Origin of the sequence: Brevundimonas intermedia (assembly GCF_004614235.1) — a bacterium.
GTDB lineage: Bacteria > Pseudomonadota > Alphaproteobacteria > Caulobacterales > Caulobacteraceae > Brevundimonas > Brevundimonas intermedia_A.
In genome coordinates this window covers 1-3,627 of record NZ_SPVH01000005.1, presented here as the reverse complement: position 1 = coordinate 3,627, position 3,627 = coordinate 1, and the positions used below count along the sequence as shown (strand labels likewise).

General features: G+C 67.8%; 3 protein-coding genes and 1 pseudogene. 1 reads left to right on the top strand and 3 read right to left on the bottom strand.

Features of this window, described 5'->3' with window-relative positions; genetic code table 11:
• Together EGY25_RS06380 and EGY25_RS06375 are read right to left on the bottom strand one after the other, a co-directional pair.
• Positions 1 to 487: pseudogene (locus EGY25_RS06380) on the bottom strand (N-acetylglutaminylglutamine synthetase); the annotation flags it as partial.
• On the bottom strand, positions 477 to 2,252 hold the full coding sequence (locus EGY25_RS06375) for an N-acetylglutaminylglutamine amidotransferase (protein WP_135194201.1): 1,776 nt from the start codon (positions 2,250 to 2,252) through the stop codon (positions 477 to 479). The pseudogene EGY25_RS06380 and the gene EGY25_RS06375, both read right to left, overlap by 11 nt.
• A gap of 64 nt (positions 2,253 to 2,316) precedes the next feature.
• On the opposite strand from EGY25_RS06375, the gene EGY25_RS06370 reads away from it, so the two are divergent.
• Complete coding sequence (locus tag EGY25_RS06370; protein WP_135194200.1) at positions 2,317 to 2,841, top strand: MarR family winged helix-turn-helix transcriptional regulator; 525 nt, start codon at positions 2,317 to 2,319, stop codon at positions 2,839 to 2,841.
• A 3-nt stretch (positions 2,842 to 2,844) separates the two neighbouring features.
• Here the strand turns inward: EGY25_RS06370 and EGY25_RS06365 are convergent.
• On the bottom strand, positions 2,845 to 3,627 hold a 783-nt coding region (locus EGY25_RS06365), incomplete at its 5' end, for a hypothetical protein (protein ID WP_135194199.1).

Here is a 3,627-nt window from a genome sequence, read left to right as displayed (position 1 = left end):
TATCCTCGGCGACGAAATAGGTGATGGTCCGGTCGTCGCGGTGGGACCAGAAGAAGTCGGGCGGAACCGGCACCATCTTGCGTTTGGTGTAGATGTCGTTGACCGCCTGGGCGTCCATCTCCGACGTCAGGCGACGGACGGTGAAGCCCCTCGGCTGGCGGCGGCTGGGGCGATAGGTGGCCAGTTCCAGACGGAAGGTGTGCGACGGATCCAGGAACAGCTCCTGCGGCGCCGAGGCCAGCAGGACATGCGGATTGCGGACATAGAAGGCGATGTCGCGCCGGTCCGGCCCCTCGGCGCGCAGGGCCTCAACCAGAGGCTCGGCCGTCTCGAAGGTCTGGGCGAACAGCAGCCGCCCCCAGCCGCAATCCAGCACGGCGTCGGGCGCAGGTCCATCGCCGGACTGGACCGGGGGCTTCAGGCCTTCGTGGCGCAGGCGTTTGAGCCGGTGAGCCTTTGACCGCTCGGGGCGGATGTCAGACGCCATGCTGCTGCATCCACATTTCGAGGACCGCGACCTGCCACAGCTCCGACCCGCGCAAGGGCGTGATGTGCTCGGTCGGATCAGCGAACAGGGTGTCCAGATAGGCGGGCTCGAACAGGCCGCGGTCGCGCGCCGCCTGATTGGTCAGGGCCTCGCGCACCATCTCCAGATATGGCCCCTGGATGTATTTCAGCGCAGGCACAGGGAAATAGCCCTTCTTGCGGTCGATCACCTCGGACGGGATCACAAGGCGGGCGGCCTCCTTCAGCACGCCCTTGCCGCCCTGAGACAGCTTGTGCTCGGGCGGGATGCGCCCCGCCAGCTCGACCAGCTCGTGGTCGAGGAAGGGGACGCGCGCCTCCAGACCCCAGGCCATCGTCATGTTATCGACCCGCTTCACCGGATCGTCGACCAGCATCACTTGGCTGTCCAGACGCAGAGCCTGATCGACCGGCGTCGCCGCGCGACCTTGGGCGAAATGAGCCTCGACCAGGGCGCGGCTGACGTCGGTGTCGGCCATATAGGCGCCGTTCAGCTGGGTCTTCAGCGTGGCGTGGCTGCGGTCGAAGAAGGCCTTGGCGTAGGTCTCGACCGGGTCGGTCGCGCCCAGCATCGGCGGATACCAGTGATAGCCGGCGAACACCTCGTCGGCGCCCTGGCCCGACTGCACCACCTTGATGTGTTTCGATACTTCCTGGCTCAGCAGATAGAAGCCGACGTTGTCGTAGGAGACCATCGGCTCCGACATGGCGCCGATGGTGCCCGGCAGGGCCTCCATCAGGCGCTGGTGCGGCACGAATATCTGGTGGTGCTTGGTGCCGTAGTGTTTGGCGATCAGGTCGGAGTAGACGAACTCGTCGCCCTTCTCGCCATTGGCTTCTTCGAAGCCGACCGAGAAGGTCATCAGATCCTTCTGTCCCAGTTCCGCCAGCAGTCCGACGATCAGACTGGAGTCCACTCCGCCCGACAGCAGGACGCCGACCGGCACGTCCGCGACCATCCTGCGCTTCACCGCATCGCGCAGACTGTCCAGCACCCGGTCGCGCCAGTCCTCTGCCGTCAGGGACGCGTCCTCGGCATGGCGGGTCATGTCGGGCTGCCAGTAGAGGCGGTCCTTGGCCGTTCCGTCCGCCTCGATCACGCGAATGGTCGCCGGCGGAAACTTCTTCACGCCCTTCAGGATGGTGTGCGGCGGCGGCACCACGGCGTGGAAGGTCATGTAATTGTGCAGGCCGACCGGATCGATGGTCTTGTCCACATCGCCCGCCGCCAGCAGGGCCGGCAGGGTCGAGGCGAAACGCAGGCGCTTGCCCTGTTCGGCCAGATACAGCGGCTTGATGCCGAACCGGTCGCGGGCGATGACTGTACGGCCGGTGTCGCGTTCATGCAGGACGAAGGCGAACATGCCCTTGAACCGCTCGACGCAGGCCTCGCCCCAGGCCTTCCAGGCCTTGATGATGACCTCGGTGTCGCCGTGCGAGAAGAAGCGGAACCCCATTCCCCGCAGCTCTTCGCGGAGCTCGGGATAGTTGTAGATGCAGCCGTTGAACGCCAAGGTCACGCCCAGGTCGGCGTCAACCATCGGCTGCTGCGCCTTTTCCGACAGATCGATGATCTTCAGGCGTCGGTGACCCAGCCCCACCGGGCCGCGCATCACGATGCCGGACCCGTCCGGTCCACGGGGCGAGAGCGCATCGGTCATGCGTTGAACGGCGCCCGCGTCGGCCGGTCGTCCGTCGAAATTGATCTCGCCGCTAAGACCGCACATGGGTCCTCCTTGAATTGTGGAAGCAGCGCGTACAAATGGTTCGGACACGAAAGAGTTCAACCCGATGAGCGATTTTCCGACCGCGCCGACCGCCGATGCGCCGGTCGATCCCACGGCGTCCCTAGTCCGCTCGGTCAGGCGCATCGCCCAGGCCATCGATGTCCGGTCACGCGAGATCGCGCGCCTGACGGGCCTGACCCTGCCCCAGCTTCTGGTGCTGCAATCCATCCGCGCCCTGGGCGAGGTCAGCACCAGCGCCATCTCGCGCGACGTCTCGATGTCGCCCCCCACGGTGGTCGCCGTGCTGGACAAGCTGGAGGCCAAGGGAATGGCCGTCCGCTATCGTTCCACCATCGACCGCCGCGTGGTCCATGTGCGGCTGACGGATGCGGGACGACAGGCGCTGAGCACCTCGCCCGGCCTTCTCGGCGACGGCTTCATCTCCGGCCTGGCCCGCCTGTCGCTGGACGACCAGGCCGCCATGGCGATGGCCGTGGATCGCCTGGCGACAATGATGCAGGTACGGACATCGCCGGCCTCGGAACAGGACGTGGACGACGGCTCTGCGCCGCAGCCTATATCGGCCTGAACCTTAGCCGCCGCGCCATTCGCTGAGCATTTTGCCGTCGGCGTCCTCGAAGGCGACCCTGTCTAGCTGAACCGCACCGATGCAGACCGGCCGTTGGTCGGGGCTGGCGGCGCGGCAACGAATGGCGCGGCCGTCGGCGAAGGCGGCCATGCGGCCCTCCAGCACCAAGCGATATCCCTGGGACGGCGCGACGGGCGGCTGGTCGCCCTCGCCGCGCACGGTGAACTCATAGGCGCGTCCGTTACGGCGCCCGGTCCGCGAGCCGCCCTCCTTGAAGACCGCCGCCAGGCCCATGGTCTGCGGCCACGCCTGACCCTGGGCCAGAGGATCGCCCTGCGCGGCCGGACATCCCTCGGCCCGTAGCCAGGGGCGCGCCAGCCAGAAGCCCTCGGCCGCCTCCCAGGTCTCGGCGTCGTCCGCGATCAGGGCGGATTGCGACCAGTCGCCAGGCGCCAGGCTAAGCTTCAAACTTTGACGACCCTCGCCCCAGGTCAGAGCGGGCAGACCTTCGTTGGCGTTCGCCTGGACAGGCGATGGCGCTGGACCGCCGCAGCCAAAGGCCTGGCGCACGACGAACCGCCTGCCTGCCAGGGACGCGCCCCCGACCTCACGCCCCGCCGCAAAGGCCGAGGCGGCGAGGTCCATGGCCTGCAGCAGGCTTGCGCGATCCAGGGTCGGCGAGGGGGCGACGGTGACGACGGGCGTCGGCGCCGCGACGGGCGCGGGGGCCGGCGCGGGCGCGGCCTCCTCGCGCTGGCAGGCGCTGACGAGGAGAAGGGACGCCGC

Excerpts from the sequence above, each read along its gene's own strand:
- EGY25_RS06375 (WP_135194201.1), bottom strand. The coding sequence starts at position 2,252 with ATGTGCGGTCTTAGCGGCGAGATCAATTTCGACGGACGACCGGCCGAC.
- EGY25_RS06370 (WP_135194200.1), top strand. The coding sequence starts at position 2,317 with ATGAGCGATTTTCCGACCGCGCCGACCGCCGATGCGCCGGTCGATCCC.